Source organism: Shewanella youngdeokensis, from assembly GCF_033180165.1.
In the GTDB taxonomy this organism is placed as follows: domain Bacteria; phylum Pseudomonadota; class Gammaproteobacteria; order Enterobacterales; family Shewanellaceae; genus Shewanella; species Shewanella youngdeokensis.
Map to the genome: position 1 here is coordinate 3936262 of NZ_CP136522.1, position 19271 is coordinate 3955532.

General features: G+C 45.1%; 11 protein-coding genes and 3 rRNA genes. 7 read left to right on the forward strand and 7 right to left on the reverse strand.

The genetic code is table 11. The features are described from left to right. Positions 1-8: 8 nt before the first annotated feature. Positions 9-656 carry a TetR/AcrR family transcriptional regulator gene (locus RGE70_RS16850; protein ID WP_310472595.1) on the reverse strand — a complete coding sequence of 216 codons (648 nt, stop codon included), beginning with the start codon at positions 654-656 and terminating at the stop codon, positions 9-11. Between the two features lie 121 nt (positions 657-777). Here RGE70_RS16850 and RGE70_RS16855 point away from each other — a divergent pair, with 121 nt between their 5' ends. Continuing rightward, entirely contained in the window at positions 778-1656 is an 879-nt protein-coding gene (locus RGE70_RS16855) for a LysR family transcriptional regulator (RefSeq protein ID WP_310472596.1), read from the forward strand. 168 nt (positions 1657-1824) lie between these two features. On the opposite strand, the gene ardB is transcribed toward RGE70_RS16855, so the two are convergent. Further along, positions 1825-2178: an acrylate reductase cytochrome subunit ArdB gene (gene ardB, locus RGE70_RS16860; protein ID WP_310472597.1), complete on the reverse strand. Its 354-nt coding sequence runs from the start codon at positions 2176-2178 to the stop codon at positions 1825-1827. A gap of 24 nt (positions 2179-2202) precedes the next feature. Continuing rightward, positions 2203-3723, reverse strand: a complete 1521-nt coding sequence (ardA, locus tag RGE70_RS16865) for an acrylate reductase flavoprotein subunit ArdA (RefSeq protein WP_310472598.1) — start codon at positions 3721-3723, stop codon at positions 2203-2205. Between the two features lie 459 nt (positions 3724-4182). Between ardA and RGE70_RS16870 the strand changes: the two genes are divergently transcribed. Then, the gene (locus RGE70_RS16870) at positions 4183-5115 is read left to right on the forward strand and encodes a LysR family transcriptional regulator (protein WP_310472599.1); all 933 of its coding nucleotides are present in this window, start codon (positions 4183-4185) and stop codon (positions 5113-5115) included. Between the two features lie 72 nt (positions 5116-5187). Here RGE70_RS16870 and acuI read toward each other — a convergent pair whose 3' ends face one another. Beyond that, the gene (gene acuI, locus RGE70_RS16875; protein WP_310472600.1) at positions 5188-6168 is read right to left on the reverse strand and encodes an acrylyl-CoA reductase (NADPH); all 981 of its coding nucleotides are present in this window, start codon (positions 6166-6168) and stop codon (positions 5188-5190) included. Between the two features lie 248 nt (positions 6169-6416). Between acuI and exaC the strand changes: the two genes are divergently transcribed. From exaC to trmL, 4 genes are all read left to right on the forward strand, one after another. Next, positions 6417-7937, forward strand: a complete 1521-nt coding sequence (gene exaC / locus RGE70_RS16880; protein WP_310472601.1) for an acetaldehyde dehydrogenase ExaC — start codon at positions 6417-6419, stop codon at positions 7935-7937. Between the two features lie 199 nt (positions 7938-8136). Beyond that, complete coding sequence (locus tag RGE70_RS16885; protein WP_310472602.1) at positions 8137-9696, forward strand: YjjI family glycine radical enzyme; 1560 nt, start codon at positions 8137-8139, stop codon at positions 9694-9696. Then, entirely contained in the window at positions 9697-10572 is an 876-nt protein-coding gene (locus RGE70_RS16890) for a YjjW family glycine radical enzyme activase (protein WP_310472603.1), read from the forward strand. Between the two features lie 522 nt (positions 10573-11094). Next, positions 11095-11556 (forward strand): tRNA (uridine(34)/cytosine(34)/5-carboxymethylaminomethyluridine(34)-2'-O)-methyltransferase TrmL, encoded by a 462-nt coding sequence (gene trmL / locus RGE70_RS16895; RefSeq protein ID WP_310472604.1) that lies wholly within the window; start codon positions 11095-11097, stop codon positions 11554-11556. Between the two features lie 1199 nt (positions 11557-12755). Here trmL and rrf read toward each other — a convergent pair. The 3 genes from rrf to RGE70_RS16910 all read right to left on the reverse strand — a co-directional run bounded on the left by rrf (position 12756) and on the right by RGE70_RS16910 (position 17833). After that, positions 12756-12871, reverse strand: a 5S ribosomal RNA gene (rrf, locus tag RGE70_RS16900). 137 nt (positions 12872-13008) lie between these two features. Beyond that, a 23S ribosomal RNA gene (locus tag RGE70_RS16905) occupies positions 13009-15903 on the reverse strand. A 387-nt stretch (positions 15904-16290) separates the two neighbouring features. After that, a 16S ribosomal RNA gene (locus RGE70_RS16910) occupies positions 16291-17833 on the reverse strand. The 16S, 23S and 5S rRNA genes sit together here, the layout of an rRNA operon. A 1034-nt stretch (positions 17834-18867) precedes the next feature. Here RGE70_RS16910 and RGE70_RS16915 point away from each other — a divergent pair. Beyond that, complete coding sequence (locus RGE70_RS16915; protein WP_310472605.1) at positions 18868-18996, forward strand: hypothetical protein; 129 nt, start codon at positions 18868-18870, stop codon at positions 18994-18996. The last annotated feature ends 275 nt before the right edge of the window (positions 18997-19271 follow it).

A 19271-nucleotide genomic window follows, 5' to 3' on the forward strand; every position in this document is an offset into this window, starting at 1 on the left:
TGGCAACCTCACGCAGCAGTCAGTGCTAAATCTAGCTCGGCAAGCCAATTCACATAGTCCTTTAATTGCGGGATCCGTTTGTCAGAATGCCCCATTAATTGGGCTAATGCATAGCTAAATTGATGGTATAAATTGGCATCGTTATAGTGCTTCTTCGCGTCATTACAATTGATTTTTGTGCCGCGTAAATAATTCCCCACCAACTCAGCTCGATTAAAACCTTCAACCACGCCAACTGCCTCCATTAGCTGCTGATTCAATTGAATGTAAGCGTTATATACTTGTTCAAAATCACTCCGGTTACTCTCGGTCGCTTGCTCAAGCAGCTCTGAGTTTGGCATCACTCGTGAAATCGCAAACCGGTCGTATAAGAGATCATCACGAATACATCCACAATGATGCATCAAAAAGCACGTTAAATTGTCTTGATATTGAGCCTTGTCGATAACGGCTCGCTCTAAGTATCTTTTGAAATAAGACTTGGCCACAGCAACAACTAAGTCCGCCTCACAGGGAAAGTGATTGTAGATAGTGCCTTTTGAAATCTGACTAGCTTCAACCAAATGAGAACGGCGCAAATCAAAACGTTTATGGCCACGCAAGCATCGTTCAGCCACGTCAGTTAGGTAGTTTTCTCGCTGCTGCCAATTACTCATGCCGACCTCTTCACAACTCTAACAATCAATTGAATTTTATCTCACAGCAATACGTTACCAGCCTAGGATACGTTCGGGTATTGAGTAATACTGATACCATCATGAATAAACTCAATAGCCCATGTTAAAAATCGAACTCTTAGAAAGTTTTATTGCGGTAGCTGAATCGGGAAATCTTTCTAAAGCGGCTGAAATACTTTGCCGAACACAGTCAACTATAAGCTTGCAAATCAAGAAGCTAGAAGAAAGTGTCGGCCAACCTTTATTACTCAGAGATAACAAAGGCGTGACCTTAACTGAGTCAGGTAAAACACTACTTAATTATGCTTACAAGATGATACAGCTTAGCTCTCAAGCCATTGATGAGCTGAAAGATTGTCAAAACCGTGAAGTAATACGTCTTGGAGTTCCAACCGATTACATCAACCGTTATCTTGACAGCTGCTTGCTGGAATTTATTCGCGAATTCACCTGCATTGAATTAGTCATCGATACTGATGTCAGCGGTAATCTTTATAAACGGCTTCATAAGGGTGAGTTTGATGTTATTGTCGCAACACATTGGCAAGTGCCAGCTGCTGGCCATGGTGAATTACTATTTGAACGTCGGTTTCATTGGGTCGCAGCAAAAAACGGCAACGCCCACCTGCGTGAAACCGTGCCCATGGCCTTGTACCCTGAAAACTGCCCTATTCGAGCCCAAGTTTTTGCCAACCATCAAATGTCAATGCGGCCGATGAGTGTATTGTTATCAACGCCGTCACCAGCAGCTATGTGTATGGCGGTTGAAAACGACTTAGTGATTGCGCCCATAGCTGAGTTTAGGATCAGCGATAAAATGCAAGTTATCGATCCGATTAAACACAATATCCCGCCTTTGCCGACATTCAATGAATCCTTATATCTCAATCCAGACACCCAGACTGATGCGACTCATCAGTTGATCCACTTGATAAAAGCCAATGTGGCCGAACTGGGCGAAGTCAGCCCTAAGTTATAACATTCTAGAAATCGCTATTAAATCAAGATTATGACTTCGATAACAGCCTGCAGTATTAACTATTTTAAAAGACGTTATCGGCAAACATAAAAAAGGCCATGATGGGAATATCATGGCCTTTTCAAACGAGCTTAAAAATACTGACTCTTGGTAATGAGAGCAATAATTTTACTCTTTAAACTTATCAAACCTAAAAGTATGACAGTTACTACACAATGGCTTTTTAGACGCATGTTCACCATGGCATTCTTGACAAGGTAACTCTTTACCGTAGTGCAAGTTATTGTGTGGGTTCTGCCACTTGTCTTCTTCACTACGTGCAGTTTGCTCCGCTAAGTCATCAACATCATGACATTGTAAGCAGGCTTGGTCTGACGGGAACTGCTTAATGCCATTGTCATGACATGTCTTACAGTCTTTACCAATCACTTCCTTATGGTGGTCACGTACTTCAACAGCTTGTACCGATAAGCTCAATAGGCAACCGAATGTTAAGGCTAATACAGCTTTTAATTTAATCATCACTCATTCCTCTTATTATCTGGCTTAGGCCTTCATGACACTGCGTGCGGCTGTCATCCCCATCACCATGCATTCTGGAATTGAGCAACTACCTAAACGGCTCACACCATGAATACCACCACAGACTTCGCCCGCTGCGTACAAGCCTGAAATAGACTGACCAGTGAAACTATCTTTTACTTCTGCCTTAGTATTGACCTGAACGCCGCCTTGGCAGTAATGCACTTTCGGCCACAGCCTTACAACAGTGAAAGGCGCTTCGATGAACTTGCCTTTAGCCTTGGTCATATTCTTGCCAAATTGCTTATCTTCACCTGATTTAACGTACTCATTGTACTCAGCAATTTGTGATTTAAGTGGCTTCAATGGCACATCAAAATGCTTAGCAAGCGCTTCGACAGAATCAAATTTCCAACCCACGTTGTACTTAATCACTTTTTTAGTATTGGGGTGCTGCTTAGAGTCTTTGTAGCTCGTGATCAAAATCGGCGGCAGCGCTTCACCTTGCTCATCACGGCAAGCAAGCTCAGCATCGGCACGAGTCTTACGGTCAGCGATCTCGTTCATAAACCGCTTGCCCGTTAAACGGTTTACCGCCATTGAATGAGGGAAATTGTAAATAGAGTAGTTAGACACATAACCAAAACCACCTTCATCTGGTGATGCCCAAGGGCCAGATTGGATATGAGCTAAATGCACTGGGATAGCACCTAGACGGAACATCTCATACATGCCTTCACCGGTAGCACCTGGAGCATTAGTACAACCCACTTCTGAAGTAAGTGTTGGATCTTGTGCCATTCGTAGATCAACGTTTTGCGCAAAACCACCAGTCGCCATAATCACGCCACGTTTTGCCCGAATATTGCTGACTTTACCCGGTTGGTCTTCACCAAAGTGATAGTTCTCACGCATTTTAACGCCGACTATTTCGCCCCTTTTACCCACTAAGAAACCTTCAAACTTAGCGCGGTTATGAGTATTTACACCAAGCTTACGGCATTCATTAAGTAACGGTTGAGTAATGCCAGCGCCACAACTTACCGTAGTTTGATAAGTACGAGCCACCGAGTGACCACCAAGCTGTTGTAGGTACGGGTGATATTGCGAACCTGCATCTAACGTCATTTGCAATGCTTCAACGGCATGCTCTGCAACATGACGCAGTAACGCTTCATCGGCGATACCACGGCCAGATTTAAGCTGATCATTAACCATACGCTCAACTGAATCTTTAACACCTTCCTGCTTCTGCATAGGTGTTCCAGGTGCTGCAAACAAACCGCCGTTAATGGCAGAGTTACCACCGAAGTAAGACATTTTTTCAAAAATGTGCACATCTTTTGCGCCGTTGTGAGTAGCTTCAATTGCCGCTGCAAGTCCCGCAAAACCCGAACCAATAATAAGGACTTCAACTTCTTTGTCCCACTTAACACCATCCGCTTTTTCAGAAATGGCCATTGCTGGTGCTGCCATAGCAACCCCTGCGGCTGCTCCCATTCCTTTGATGAAATTGCGGCGTCCTAGCAGATCTTTATTACTCATCTGTCATCACCCTATTAGTTTTATTAGACGCAGTAATGATATGGCTGGAACCCGTTCCAAAACGGGCGTTGAGTGGGTGTTTAATTAAAACAATATGACAACAACCCAAAACTGCAGTTTAGGTCTAACGTTTAGGTTTTTTACTACTTGGGGAAGACTTTGGAATGCATTCCAAATAATGAACGGCCACTTTGGCGCCAGCCACAAAACTAATACAACCAGCAACTTAGCGACTAACACCTTGTTTATGCAAGGACGAATAAACAACTTTAGTTTGTACAAAAATAAGACCCATTGCAGTAAGCATCTAAAAGTGACGTAATGGTACGCACCAAATTATGCCCACAGAGCATTAACGCCTTACAATTACTGAAATAGAACATTATTGAGTGCTATGCTTTTATGCCATTATTATACCTCTACGACTGAGCAACAGCATAAGCTAGGTATACGATTATTATGGAATTAGAAGAGATCTACCGCCAAGATTTAAGCCTGTTAATCGCCCTACAAATACTGGTAGAGGAGCGCAGCGTAACACTCGCGGCCAAACGCCTGCATTTAAGCCAGTCGGCCACGAGTCGAATTCTAGCTCGGTTGAGGGAGATGCTAGACGACCCATTATTTTCACGCGTAGGTCAACGCCTGGTGCCAACCCAGTTTGCACTCGATTGCTACCGGCAATTACAACAACCTACGGGCCAACTGATAAACTTGCTAACACCAAAAGCCTTTAATCCATTTGAGTGTGAACAACACTATTGTGTCGCAGTAACCGACTATGCCATGCAAGCTTTAGTGCCGTATATTTTGCCAAGAATATATGCGCAAGCCCCTAATATTCGACTTGAAATTGTCCCTGTGCAACAACAAGAGCTACAGGCACAACTCAGCGTTAAAGGAACCGATATGGCGATCTGCCGAGCAATAGACCAAGCCGAAAATTTACAGCATATTTTTTTGGGCAAAGTCGGGGTAAGTTGTTTATTGTCTCCTAACCATCCGCTCGCTGAAACTGAGCTAACCCTTGATAATTATTTGTCTTACCCTCATGCCACCATCGCAATCAGTGATGGTGTAAAAGCCTTACTCGATGCAGCGATAAGCCAATACCCTGCACGAACTGAGTTACTCAGAACGCCACACCTTGATACAGCACTTGCGTTGCAATCAACCCATCCTATGATTATCACCTTGCCAGAGGGGATGGCAGAAATTGCAGCGCAGCGACATGGCCTCAACGTTAAAGCCTTACCCTTTAAACTACCGAGCCTTGATTACAAGCTGTTCTGGCACTCTCGTAGCGAACAAGACAAAGCACAGCAATGGCTGCGAAGCGAGATTAGTGCCGCCACACAAGATTTATTAAATCAGTCGCAACAAAACTGTTAGCTATTAATGCTAGGCATTAAAAACGCCCACAAAAAAGCCCAGTCATTAACTGGGCTTGCAACACTTAACCAATTACAGCTGAACTAATACTCGGCCGGTAATTTGCCCTTTAATGATCCGCTGTGCAAATTCAGGAACTTGCGTAAGTCCAATCGCCTCACAGGCATCTTGATAGTAACTTGCAGGCAATAATTTAAGCACTTCGTCCCAAGCCTGTTGGCGCTTATCGAACGGGCATGATACAGAGTCAATGCCGAGCAAGTTTACTCCGCGCAAAATAAATGGCATTACTGTTGTCGGAAGTTTAAAACCACCAGCAAGCCCACAAATAGCAGCTACGCCGCCATACTGCATTTGCGCAAGTGCGGTAGCTAATACTTTATTACCGACAGTATCAATAACACCAGCCCATCGTTGTTTTTCTAAGGGTCTGGCGTCAACGTCAAGCACGCTGCGCTCTATCACTTCACTCGCCCCTAACGTTGCCAATAAAGCGCCATTTTGCTCAACACGGCCAGAGCTCGCTACTACGCGATAGCCCAGCTGTGCGAGTAGTGTCACCGCAACGCTGCCAACACCACCACTGGCTCCCGTCACTAGAACGTCACCATCACTAGGCTTGATGCCAGCTTGCTGCAATGCCTGTACACACAACATAGCTGTTAAACCTGCTGTACCAATTTGCATGGCTTTAGCTGCATCGCAATCGCTTGGCATTGGGACTAACCAATCTGCTTTAACTCGTGCTTTTTCAGCTAAGCCGCCCCAATGATTCTCACCAACGCCCCAACCCGTTAAAATAACCTTATCACCCGCTTTATAACGCTCATCATGAGATTCAAGCACCGTACCGGCAAAGTCTATACCTGGCACCATAGGGAAATTGCGAATAATCCGCCCAGCACCACTCACTGCTAACCCATCTTTGTAATTTAATGACGAGCATGCCACCTGAACCAACACGTCACCATCGGGCAGATCTGACTCTGAAATTTGGCAAACGTTGGCCTTAGTGAGCTTTTCTTCTTGGGTCAAAACAAGTGCATTGAACATGATGAATTCCTATTTAAACGAAGTGAGAGAAGCATAGGCCATAAACAACTATGACTGAACTGCATATTTTGCATGTAAACAATGCAGCCAGCGCATATGGATATAGGAATGACTAAGACATACAAAATATAAAGCCATAATATAACTAAAGCGCCCCCTAATATACTAGTCGACTTTACGCTTATATCCCTATGATGACTTTACCAATAAGCTAAAGCCTCGCTCGGAAAACGTACAGGGAATTTAGTATGATTTATAGTAAGCCAGGATCAAGCAACGCCATTGTTAATTTTAAATCTCAATATCAAAATTTTATTGACGGTGAATGGGTTAAACCCGTAAACGGCCGTTACTTTGACAATCCATCACCGGTCGACGGGAATATTTTTTGTCAAATTCCCCGATCAGATGCCGACGATATTGAGCTGGCATTAGATGCAGCTCACCGCGCCAAAGATAACTGGGGCAAAACATCGGTTACAGACCGCGCCAATATTCTCTTGCGTATTGCCGATCGCATAGAGCAACACTTAGAACCTCTGGCTGTAGCCGAGACTTGGGATAACGGCAAGGCGGTTCGCGAAACTTTAGGGGCTGACCTACCATTAGTGGTCGACCATTTTCGCTATTTTGCGGGGTGCATTAGAGCCCAAGAAGGTAGCGCTGCCGATATTGACGCTGACACCGTAAGCTACCACTTCCCAGAGCCGCTAGGAGTTGTAGGCCAAATCATTCCATGGAATTTCCCGCTTTTGATGGCCGCATGGAAAATTGCCCCTGCACTTGCGGCGGGGAATTGTGTGATCCTTAAACCAGCAGAGCAAACTCCTGCATCTATTCTGGTAATGCTAGAGTTGATTGAAGATTTACTGCCAAAAGGGATCCTCAATGTCGTCAACGGCTATGGCGCTGAAGCAGGGCAAGCGCTTGCTACCAGTCGCCGCATTGCAAAATTGGCCTTTACGGGTTCAACAGAAGTCGGCCACCATATTCTAAAATGTGCTGCAGAGTCTTTAATCCCATCCACAGTAGAGTTAGGCGGCAAGTCACCCAACGTATATTTTGCCGATGTAATGGATCATGAAGATGAGTACCTCGATAAAGCCGTCGAAGGCATGCTATTAGCCTTCTTTAACCAAGGTGAGGTTTGCACCTGCCCTTCACGCGCATTAGTACAGGAGTCTATTTACGACAAGTTTATGGCTAAAGTCATTGAGCGCTGCAAAACCATAAAACAAAGCAACCCACTCGATGTTGATACACAAGTGGGCGCACAGGTGTCACTAGAGCAGTTCGACAAAATTTTAAGCTATCTACAGATCGGTAAAGATGAAGGGGCAAAAGTACTCACTGGCGGCAATATTTGCAAATTAAAAGGCGAGCAAAGCCAAGGCTACTATATTAGCCCCACCATCTTAAAAGGAACGAATGATATGCGGATCTTCCAAGAAGAAATTTTTGGCCCTGTAATATCAGTCACCACATTTAAAGATGAAGCTGAAGCACTTGCTATAGCTAATGACACTCAATTTGGCTTAGGTGCTGGAGTATGGACACGTGATATGAATGCCGCACAGCGCATGGGACGTGGCATTCAAGCAGGCCGAGTCTGGATAAACTGTTATCACACATACCCTGCTCATGCAGCTTTTGGTGGATACAAAAAGTCAGGCATTGGCCGAGAGACCCACAAAATGATGCTTGATCACTACCAACACACTAAAAACCTACTGATAAGCTACGATGCAAACCCTGTTGGATTCTTTTAAAGTAGCACCACTAATTTAAACCGTATCAATAGCCAAATTTCGCACATCGTTCAGTTTGGCTATTATATTCATTTTGATAAATCGCGATCTACCTTACAAAATTTACAGTATAGAATGAATATCTTGTCAGCTTATCGCTACAAGAACCCCACTAATAGGTTTAAAATAGTACCCATAAAATAATAATGGATATTATAGTATGACCTTCCAAGAAAGACTGTCTAAAATCACTCGGGACAAAACCCTTTCACCAAAACAAAAATCAAACTACTTAGCGCTAGAAGCTGAGTCGAGTTTGCCATATGTTGAGGTTTCTGAGTCGGTAACGCAGGCAATGAAGTCTGGTGTTATCTGCGACATTTTTGAAGGTCACGCTCCTTTTAAGCCGCGCTATGTACTACCTGATTATGCCAAATACTTACAACAAGGTTCGGCATACCTAGAGCTAAGCCCAGCGCAGGACTTAGATGAAGCAATAAATGCGCTTACGATTATTTATCACCACGTTCCATCGGTCACTAATATTCCAGTATACCTTGGCCAGCTTGATGACATTTTACTGCCTTTCTGCCAAAACGTTAGTGAAGAATACCTTTACCGAAAACTGAAGCTATTTTGGATCATGCTTGACCGCACCCTGCCAGATGCGTTTATGCATGTAAATATTGGCCCGACTGACAATATTGTTTGCCGCACGATTTTAAAAATTGATGCGGAGCTAAAGCAAGTCGCCCCTAATCTTACGTTTATGTACGACCCGCTAATCACGCCAGATGAATTGCTACAAATAGCAACAACAAATATTTGTGAATGTAGCAAACCGCACATTGCCAACTACCCACTACATGCCGAAACTTTCGACAACAAAGGCTTTGGTATTGTTAGTTGTTATAATGCGTTACCACTTGCAGGTGGTGCCAATACACTAGTAAGACTTAACCTAAAAGAGTTGGCACTCAAGGCTAATAACATTAGTGATTTTTTTGACAATGTTTTACCACACTATTGCCAGCTAACTTTTGAGCTGATCAATGCAAGATGTGGATTTTTACATCAAGAATCTAACTTTTTCAGCAGCTTTTTAGTTACAGAAGGCTTAATTGAGGAGTCTCGTTTTACGCCCATGTTCGGCATTTATGGCATGGCTGAAGCAGTCGATATTCTGCAAGGACACACTCAAAAATCCGGCCAGGGCACCGATAAAACCAACCTAAACTATGGTCACCACCAAACGGCAAATGAGTTGGGTCATAAAATATCAAAAACTCTTGATTCCATCGTCAAGTCAACGCCGGTCGATTACGGTTATAACGGCCGAGCATTGCTACATTCTCAAGGCGGGATCAGTCTAGATAAAAATGTCACGCCCGGTGTGCGCATTCCTTACGGTACTGAACCAGATCCTATTACGCATATAAAAGCATTGGCTGAGCACCACCAATATTATACCTCTGGGATCAGCGACATTTTAACGATAGATGAAACGGTAAAATCAAACCCTCTGGCGATGTTCCAGCTCTGTAAAGGTGCGTTAAAACTTGGTTTCAGAGAATTTACTGCCAACGTGGCTTCGAATGATTTGGTCCGTGTAACCGGTTACATGGTGAAACTTTCAGACATAGCTAAATTTGAAGAATCAGGCTCACGAACCAATACCACCGGGCTCGGGGCTGAAGCGGTGCTAAACACTCAAGCTTTAGAGCGGCAGCCTCGCGTAATCGCCAACGAGATCACTCCAAGTTATGCACAGAGACTCTAGTTGAATAAAATCGCAACGGTTAATCAAATCATTCCCTTTTCTTGTGTTGATGGGCCTGGCAGCAGGTTCGTCATCTTTTTCCAAGGGTGTAATTTTAATTGTAAAAATTGCCACAACCCACACACGATAGATTTATGTGATGGTTGTGGTGACTGCGTGGCTACGTGTCCAGAAAGCGCACTAACATTAGTAAGTGTTAACAGTGGCAATAGGGTCATTTGGAATAAAGCGCTCTGCAGCCAATGCGACACCTGCTTATCGGTATGCCCTAAGCAATCGACGCCCAAAACATTGCGGTATAACGTCCAACAACTTATCGAACTGATACGCTCTCACGTACACTTTATTAATGGCATTACAGTTAGTGGTGGCGAAGCAAGTTTGCAACTCCCCTTTATTATCTCGCTATTTAAAGCTGTGCAAGCAAGCCCAGATTTGGCGCACTTAAGTTGTATGCTCGACAGCAATGGTAGCCTTAGCCTCAGCGGTTGGCAGCAAGTTATTCCCTATATACATGGCGCGATGATCGATCTTAAAGCTTGGCAACAAGATACCCACCGATATATAACCGGCCGCGAAAACCATCGAATATTTAACACCTTAAAAATGCTAGTAGATCACGCGAAGTTATATGAAGTTCGCTTACTACATATACCGCAGGTAAGCGACTTTGATACAGAAATAGACGCTGTAGCCCACTATTTAAACCAACTTCCTGCAGATGTACGCGTAAAGCTAAATGCATTCCAGCACCACGGTGTAACGGGCGATGGACTAAAGTGGCCAGCTTGTACTGAGGTAGACATGCTACAGCTCGCAAATGCACTTAAAGCCAGAGGCATCAAAAACCTAGTCTTGCCTGCCGCATATATATAATCTGTAATGCTAGTTAGCTTTAGCTAAGAGTGTGCTCCAACAAGCTCGATTAAATCCAGATGAACTACAACTCCCCCCCCAAAAAAACTCAAGTTAACCTTTTCAGAAATTTGAAAAAATACCAACTTAGAGCCTGCAACTGCCATATTCATACAGCGGTACAGTGACTTAAGTCAACAATAGCTATCTATTAAAACTCACCTTAAGCCATTGAGCAGCGCAACATTAGCGAACAATATAATAAAATTACAACTCACGCAGCAGCGTGTCTACCCGTGAAAATCCATGCACAAAGAAAGCAACCTGAATAACTATTTAGAAATATGAAGCAATGCAATATCAAACTAATAGTGGTGTTTATAACCCAGTTCATAGCAGCTTTACTCGCACAACAGAACAATTTTCAGCAACATGGTTTTTGCCGTATAATGACTTTTCATTGAGTGATACTTACATGAAAGTATACAGCTCTATATTGCAGGTTAATTTAATCTCAGCTCATATATCTTTAGGTAACCCAACATGTTTCATATCGCGCTTTACGAACCAGAAATAGCCCCAAACACCGGTAATATAATCAGATTAATTGCTAATAACGGTTGTAAGCTGCACTTAATTGAACCCTTGGGTTTTGATCTAGAAGATAAAAAACTTCGTCGAGCTGGACTTGATTATGCTGATTTGGCCAATGTAACTCACCACAAAGACTTCGAATCATTCCTTAATGCTATGCAAGGCAAGCGAATAATGGCGTGCACAACAAAGGGGAGTCGCCCCCATTCAGAGCTCAGCTTCAAAAAAGATGATGTGTTACTTTTCGGGCCAGAAAGTAGGGGGCTTCCTGCAGATATTATTGACGCCACCCCAACTGAACAACGTCTACGTATTCCAATGATGTCGACAAGCCGTAGCCTCAACTTATCAAACGCAGTTGCAATCATAAGCTATGAAGCGTGGCGTCAAATAGACTACCAAGGCTCATAACAACCCATATAGCCATAAACCTACAAATTATGTTCGCGTCGAACCAATAACTAAACAACACATTTTAAGTAAGCTCATTGCACTGTGGTGAGCTTATCAACCTTTATAAAGACTTATGCCACCGTTTTGAAATAGCCGGCTTAAAAACGCCTTTGAAAAGCGCTACATATCGACCACATCAGCATCTACCACAGCACAAATCAAGCATACAGTAGATTACATCCAAAAAAGTATCTGAGGGCTTGAACGATTCCTCAGAGCCTTTACCTATGAACCCCTCAACATTAAGAATTCTGCTTAACAAGGCTAGATTGAGGCGTTGATGGATAGAACCGCAATGATTCTGCAAGGGTATTGGTATTAGGAACAATATTTGAAGAGCACTCCACAAATAAGTAACCCAATCCATATCGTCAAACAATGTAGCGGACGTTGTAGTTTTTACACTTTTATTGAGGGTTAAATAAGAAGATGGTTTTTGCGTTACTGCAAGCCGCTAACATCGGTGCGACTGAAGCTTAATCATTTTAATATGGAAGCGAGCGAGATTAGATGATGGCTACTTGTTCAGCCTTTATCGATGATACTGATAAGCCTGAACGGCTTGAAAATGGCTCATGCCATAAACCGAAGATGTGAAAACCCACTAAATAGTCTAGTCGAGAGTTTTGATACTGAACCGGCGCTTCGAAGTGACCGACTCTCACATGGGCATAGCGGCCACACGACTTGGTTTTGAGTTTAGAGCACTAGAATGTAGAGCGCTAATCTATTAATACAGCAACCTAAAGCAGCCAAGCCATAAATCGCAGACGTAAAAAAGCCCGCTACAGCGTAGCGGGCTCTTCACTTATTAGGCGCCTGAAAATATCCTACTCCCACATGGGCATAGCGGCCACACGGCTTTGTTTCGAGCTTAAAGCACTAGAATGTAGAGCGCTAACCTATTAATACAGCAGCCTAAAGCAGCCCAAGCCATAAATCGTAGACGTAAAAAAGCCCGCTACAACGTAGCGGGCTCTTCACTTATTAGACGCCTGAGAATGACCGACTCTCGCATGGGCATAGCGGCCACACGACTTTCTTTAGCCTTTATCGATGACACTGATAAACCTGAACGGCTTAAAAATGGTTCAAATCCATAAATCGCAGACGTAAAAAAGCCCGCTACAGCGTAGCGGGCTCTTCACTTATTAGGCGCCTGGAAATGACCTACTCTCACATGGGGAAACCCCACACTACCATCGGCGATACTGCGTTTCACTTCTGAGTTCGGAATGGGATCAGGTGGTACCACAGCTCTATGGTCTCCAGACAAATTTGGGAAATTTGAAAAGCTGTTACTCGCTTACGCAAGTAAACTGAAATCTATTATTGAGTCACACAACATTAAGTGCTTCTAATTCTGATACTGTAAAAACATCAGTCTCATACAAAACCCATCAGGGTTGTATGGTTAAGCCTCACGAGTCATTAGTACAGGTTAGCTCAACGCCTCACAACGCTTACACACCCTGCCTATCAACGTCCTAGTCTCGAACGGCTCTTTAGAGGAATTAAATTCCTAGGGATGACTCATCTTAGGACTCGCTTCCCGCTTAGATGCTTTCAGCGGTTATCGATTCCGAACGTAGCTACCGGGCAATGCTATTGGCATAACAACCCGAACACCAGCGGTTCGTCCACTCCGGTCCTCTCGTACTAGGAGCAGCTTCCTTCAATCATCCAACGCCCACGGCAGATAGGGACCGAACTGTCTCACGACGTTCTGAACCCAGCTCGCGTACCACTTTAAATGGCGAACAGCCATACCCTTGGGACCGACTTCAGCCCCAGGATGTGATGAGCCGACATCGAGGTGCCAAACACCGCCGTCGATATGAACTCTTGGGCGGTATCAGCCTGTTATCCCCGGCGTACCTTTTATCCGTTGAGCGATGGCCCTTCCATTCAGAACCACCGGATCACTATGACCTACTTTCGTACCTGCTCGACGTGTATGTCTCGCAGTTAAGCTGGCTTATGCCATTGCACTAACCGTACGATGTCCGACCGTACTTAGCCAACCTTCGTGCTCCTCCGTTACTCTTTGGGAGGAGACCGCCCCAGTCAAACTACCCACCAGGCACTGTCCCGAACCCCGATTCAGGGGCCGCGGTTAGAACATCAAAACTACAAGGGTGGTATTTCAAGGACGACTCCACAACATCTAGCGACGTTGCTTCAAAGTCTCCCACCTATCCTACACATGTAGGTTCAATGTTCAGTGCCAAGCTATAGTAAAGGTGCACGGGGTCTTTCCGTCTAGCCGCGGGTATACGGCATCTTCACCGCAATTTCAACTTCACTGAGTCTCGGCTGGAGACAGCGTGGCCATCATTACGCCATTCGTGCAGGTCGGAACTTACCCGACAAGGAATTTCGCTACCTTAGGACCGTTATAGTTACGGCCGCCGTTTACCGGGGCTTCGATCATGAGCTTCTCCGAAGATAACCCAATCAATTAACCTTCCGGCACCGGGCAGGCGTCATACCGTATACTTCCTCTTGCGAGTTTGCACAGTACTGTGTTTTTGATAAACAGTTGCAGCCACCTGGTATCTGCGACTGCCAACAGCTTAGGAAGCAAGTTCCATCACCGTCGGCAGCGTACCTTCTCCCGAAGTTACGGTACCATTTTGCCTAGTTCCTTCAGCCGAGTTCTCTCAAGCGCCTTGGTATTCTCTACCCAACCACCTGTGTCGGTTTGGGGTACGATTCCTACTAACCTGAAGCTTAGAAGATTTTCCTGGAAGCATGGCATCAACTACTTCATCACCTTAGTGACTCGTCATCAGCTCTCAGCCTTAAGTAAACCCGGATTTGCCTAAGTTTACAGCCTACAACCTTAAACGCGGACAACCAACGCCGCGCTAGCCTAGCCTTCTCCGTCTCTCCATCGCAGTTAGCAGAAGTACAGGAATATTAACCTGTTTCCCATCGATTACGCCTTTCGGCCTCACCTTAGGGGTCGACTCACCCTGCCCTGATTAACATTGGACAGGAACCCTTGGTCTTTCGGCGAGGGAGTTTTTCACTCCCTTTATCGTTACTCATGTCAGCATTCGCACTTCTGATACCTCCAGTGTGGGTTACCCCTTCACCTTCAACGGCTTACAGAACGCTCCTCTACCGCTTGCTAGTAAACTAGCAAACCCATAGCTTCGGTGTATTGCTTAGCCCCGTTAAATCTTCCGCGCAGGCCGACTCGACTAGTGAGCTATTACGCTTTCTTTAAATGATGGCTGCTTCTAAGCCAACATCCTAGCTGTCTAAGCCTTCCCACATCGTTTCCCACTTAGCAATAACTTTGGGACCTTAGCTGATGGTCTGGGTTGTTTCCCTTTTCACGACGGACGTTAGCACCCGCCGTGTGTCTCCCGAGTAGTACTCATTGGTATTCGGAGTTTGCAAAGGGTTGGTAAGTCGGGATGACCCCCTAGCCTTAACAGTGCTCTACCCCCAATGGTATTCGCTCGAGGCGCTACCTAAATAGCTTTCGAGGAGAACCAGATATCTCCCGGTTTGATTGGCCTTTCACCCCCAGCCACAAGTCATCCGCTCATTTTTCAACATAAGTCGGTTCGGTCCTCCAGTTGATGTTACTCAACCTTCAACCTGCCCATGGCTAGATCACCGGGTTTCGGGTCTACACCTTGCAACTAAACGCGCAGTTAACACTCGGTTTCCCTACGGCTCCGCTATTCGCTTAACCTCGCTACAAAATGTAAGTCGCTGACCCATTATACAAAAGGTACGCAGTCACGGTCTCAAGAACCGCTCCCACTGCTTGTACGTATACGGTTTCAGGTTCTATTTCACTCCCCTCACAGGGGTTCTTTTCGCCTTTCCCTCACGGTACTGGTTCACTATCGGTCAGTCAGGAGTATTTAGCCTTGGAGGATGGTCCCCCCATATTCAGACAAGATGTCACGTGTCCCGTCCTACTCGTTTTCACGTAAAGTTAGTTTTCATGTACGGGGCTATCACCCTGTGCCGCTGTGCTTTCCAACACATTCCACTAACACCCTCTACGCTTAAGGGCTAATCCCCGTTCGCTCGCCGCTACTAGGGGAATCTCGGTTGATTTCTTTTCCTCCGGGTACTTAGATGTTTCAGTTCCCCGGGTTTGCCTCACAACACTATGTATTCATGTTGTGATACATGCTTATGCATGTGGGTTTCCCCATTCGGACATCGTTAGCTCAAATGCTTGTTACTAGCTCGCCAACGCTTTTCGCAAGTTACTACGTCCTTCATCGCCTCTGACTGCCAAGGCATCCACCATATACGCTTAGTCACTTAACCATACAACCCAAATAAGTCTCTATGAGAAATACTCGTTGTTTTAAGCGGGTAAGCTCAAAACAGTCGTATCGTAACTAATGGTTTCTACTTTCGCCAAAATTAGAATTTTTAACTCATTGCCGTTAAGCAATAAGCCAAGACACTTAATGTTTAAGTGTTTAGAACTCAATTTTTTAATTTCGCATTAACGCTATAAACAACAACACGAATAATCGTAATCGCTGTCCCTTTCACGTTAACACTATCAGCTTTCCAAATTTTTAAAGAACGATATCACTGCAACTTGGCAGGATATTTTGTCGCTCACCTCTATAAAGAGGAGAACAAGCAATCTGTGTGAACACTCAAACGTATTTGCATACTTCAGATGCGAGTTAGTCGTATAGGTAAGGAGGTGATCCAGCCCCAGGTTCCCCTAGGGCTACCTTGTTACGACTTCACCCCAGTCATGAACCACACCGTGGTAAACGCCCTCCCGAAGGTTAAGCTATCTACTTCTGGTGCAGCCCACTCCCATGGTGTGACGGGCGGTGTGTACAAGGCCCGGGAACGTATTCACCGTGGCATTCTGATCCACGATTACTAGCGATTCCGACTTCACGGAGTCGAGTTGCAGACTCCGATCCGGACTACGACCGGCTTTATGAGATTAGCTCCACCTCGCGGCTTCGCAACCCTCTGTACCGACCATTGTAGCACGTGTGTAGCCCTACTCGTAAGGGCCATGATGACTTGACGTCGTCCCCACCTTCCTCCGGTTTATCACCGGCAGTCTCCCTAAAGTTCCCACCATTACGTGCTGGCAAATAAGGATAAGGGTTGCGCTCGTTGCGGGACTTAACCCAACATTTCACAACACGAGCTGACGACAGCCATGCAGCACCTGTCTCAGAGTTCCCGAAGGCACTAAGCTATCTCTAGCGAATTCTCTGGATGTCAAGAGTAGGTAAGGTTCTTCGCGTTGCATCGAATTAAACCACATGCTCCACCGCTTGTGCGGGCCCCCGTCAATTCATTTGAGTTTTAACCTTGCGGCCGTACTCCCCAGGCGGTCTACTTAATGCGTTAGCTTGAGAACCCAGTGTTCAAGACACCAAATTCCGAGTAGACATCGTTTACGGCGTGGACTACCAGGGTATCTAATCCTGTTTGCTCCCCACGCTTTCGTACATGAGCGTCAGTCTTTGTCCAGGGGGCCGCCTTCGCCACCGGTATTCCTTCAGATCTCTACGCATTTCACCGCTACACCTGAAATTCTACCCCCCTCTACAAGACTCTAGTTTGCCAGTTCGAAATGCAGTTCCTAGGTTGAGCCCAGGGCTTTCACATCTCGCTTAACAAACCGCCTGCGTACGCTTTACGCCCAGTAATTCCGATTAACGCTTGCACCCCTCGTATTACCGCGGCTGCTGGCACGAAGTTAGCCGGTGCTTCTTCTGCGAGTAACGTCACACCCAAGTGCTATTAACACTTGAGCTTTCCTCCTCGCTGAAAGTACTTTACAACCCGAAGGCCTTCTTCATACACGCGGCATGGCTGCATCAGGCTTTCGCCCATTGTGCAATATTCCCCACTGCTGCCTCCCGTAGGAGTCTGGACCGTGTCTCAGTTCCAGTGTGGCTGATCATCCTCTCAGACCAGCTAGGGATCGTCGCCTTGGTAAGCCATTACCTTACCAACTAGCTAATCCCACCTAGGTTCATCCAATCGCGGAAGGCCCGAAGGTCCCCTCCTTTCCCCCGTAGGGCGTATGCGGTATTAGCAGTCGTTTCCAACTGTTATCCCCCTCGACTGGGCAGATACCTAGGCATTACTCACCCGTCCGCCGCTCGTCACCTCAGGAGCAAGCTCCCTTGTGTTACCGCTCGACTTGCATGTGTTAGGCCTGCCGCCAGCGTTCAATCTGAGCCATGATCAAACTCTTCAATTAAAGTTTTTTGCTTTACTCGGTTAAGAGCAAAGCGGCTCAATGAATTATACTGTTTTTCAAAAGCCCGAAGACTTTCGAAGTTTACATATTGCTATGGTCACTCAGTGGTTCATTGAGAAATATTTTTGATTGCTTCCTAAGAAGCAATTTCGAATAACTCAACACCTGTGAGTGCCCACACAGATTTGCTTGTCATATTGTTAAAGAGCGTGAGACTAATCTTTCAAGTCTCGCCGAAGACGCTAGGTCGTTGGCTTGAGGAGGCGTATTCTACACTCTCCAGTGTCGGCGTCAAGTGCTTATTTTAAGAAGTTTTTCAAGCGATGATTTCTTAATCAAAACCAAAACTAGAAGCCCTTTAAGCGCTTGTCACCTGGGTTCATTCTTCGAGAAGATTTAACCCTCTAACACTGCTGCAAGTCCCGTGCTACCTTACCTTGCGATAAGTTAGTTGGCCTGCTGTGCCGTGTCAGTGGATGCGCATTATAGGGAGTTCCTGAGCAAGCGCAAGCGCTTTTATCAATTAAAACAACCTTTTTTAAAAGGCACAGTTACAACACACCCTACGCACCACTTACCCCCAGAGTTATCCACATACATTCAATAAGCCTGTCAGTGCATCACTCGGTGGGATATAAATCTTAGCCCATAATGAGCAACTTGCACGCCCTATAACGGATTAATTTACGCTTTATTTTTATCCGATAAATCCATCCCCTTTAGCGGTGCTAGTCATGACCTCTTCACCGCAACCACCTAGCAGTCACTTTCACAAATTCTAATGGAATTAATTATGCTAAAACCTCGAGTTCTGGAGTTAATGTCCCCGCATGAATGAGTGGTATGGACTGGCATGACTCTGATAAATATGTCTAAAGCGATGCTGACAACATGTCTATATTGATGTTGATGCGCTTCGAGGCTTGTTTCGGCGAGGTGGTATATATCTCAAAACTCTTCAATGACCAGAAAAACTTACTCGCTTTCCCCTCAAGATTAAGAATTCTGCTTAACAAGGCCAGGTTGAGGCATTGATGGATAGAACCGAAATGATGTTGCAAGGGTATTGGTATTGGTATTGGTATTGGTATTGGTATTGGTATTGGTATTGGTATTGGTATTGGTATTGGTATTGGTATTGGTATTGGTATTGGTATTGGTAACGATAATTTTAAGAGCTGCCTATATCAACAAACAATGTAGCGGACGTTGTAGTTTTTACACTTTTATTGAGGGTTAAATAAGATGATGGTTTTGGCGTTACTGCAAGCCGCCAACATCGGTGCAACTGAATCTTAATCATTTTAATATGGAAGCGAGCGAGATTAGATGATGACCTCTTGTTTAACCTTTATCGATGATACTGATAAACCTGAACGGCTTAAAAATGGTTCAAATCCATAAATCGCAGACGTAAAAAAGCCCGCTACAGCGTAGC

Coding starts and splice junctions, on each gene's coding strand:
- ardA (WP_310472598.1), bottom strand. CDS start 3,723: ATGAGTAATAAAGATCTGCTAGGACGCCGCAATTTCATCAAAGGAATG.
- RGE70_RS16915 (WP_310472605.1), top strand. CDS start 18,868: ATGGATAGAACCGAAATGATGTTGCAAGGGTATTGGTATTGGTATTGG.
- trmL (WP_310472604.1), top strand. CDS start 11,095: ATGTTTCATATCGCGCTTTACGAACCAGAAATAGCCCCAAACACCGGT.
- RGE70_RS16885 (WP_310472602.1), top strand. CDS start 8,137: ATGACCTTCCAAGAAAGACTGTCTAAAATCACTCGGGACAAAACCCTT.
- exaC (WP_310472601.1), top strand. CDS start 6,417: ATGATTTATAGTAAGCCAGGATCAAGCAACGCCATTGTTAATTTTAAA.
- RGE70_RS16850 (WP_310472595.1), bottom strand. CDS start 656: ATGAGTAATTGGCAGCAGCGAGAAAACTACCTAACTGACGTGGCTGAA.
- acuI (WP_310472600.1), bottom strand. CDS start 6,168: ATGTTCAATGCACTTGTTTTGACCCAAGAAGAAAAGCTCACTAAGGCC.
- ardB (WP_310472597.1), bottom strand. CDS start 2,178: ATGATTAAATTAAAAGCTGTATTAGCCTTAACATTCGGTTGCCTATTG.
- RGE70_RS16870 (WP_310472599.1), top strand. CDS start 4,183: ATGGAATTAGAAGAGATCTACCGCCAAGATTTAAGCCTGTTAATCGCC.
- RGE70_RS16855 (WP_310472596.1), top strand. CDS start 778: ATGTTAAAAATCGAACTCTTAGAAAGTTTTATTGCGGTAGCTGAATCG.